This window comes from Fulvivirga aurantia (assembly GCF_009711475.1).
GTDB classification, from domain to species: Bacteria; Bacteroidota; Bacteroidia; order Cytophagales; family Cyclobacteriaceae; genus Fulvivirga; species Fulvivirga aurantia.
The window spans coordinates 1-472 of the sequence record NZ_SMMD01000094.1 but is presented as its reverse complement, the minus strand read 5'-3'; the positions used below and the strand labels follow the sequence as shown (position 1 = coordinate 472).

Genomic DNA, 472 nt, shown 5'->3' with positions numbered 1-472 from the left:
GTACTGAATCAGATAGTTGGGTGATACATCCAATCGCTTATTTAAAAAGATAGAAAATCCACCATGCAATTTTATCATTCTGGCCAGTTCACCATCTGCACTGCTAAAAAAACTCGCATTTGGCTCGTTTAAGTTTTCGATACTAAAACCTGTAAAAGCTCCAAATTCTTTGAGCTCATATCTTTTTTTACTCTTGAAGTTCCACATCATCCCAATGCTTACTGTAGGGTAAAAAACGCTATTATCTACTCCACTTATTTCTGGATTAGTACTTCCATCGTAACCGATCAATGGGTTGTATTGAGATGACCATTGAAATTTGCCAAAATCGATATTTTTCTGATAGCCTCCCAGTAAGCCACCTACCGTAATTACGTTATTGCCACTTCTTGTGAGATGTAGATTATAAGCAAACGCAAAACTCACACCTGTTGAAGTAAACTCACCACTCTGCCCGGTTTCATCCCTAAAA

The 472-nt window shown here is 37.7% G+C and carries 1 protein-coding gene; it reads right to left on the bottom strand.

Annotated features, from left to right (window positions below):
• Positions 1 to 472: type IX secretion system membrane protein PorP/SprF (locus E1176_RS00185; RefSeq protein WP_155208582.1), on the bottom strand; the 472-nt coding region annotated here is incomplete at both ends.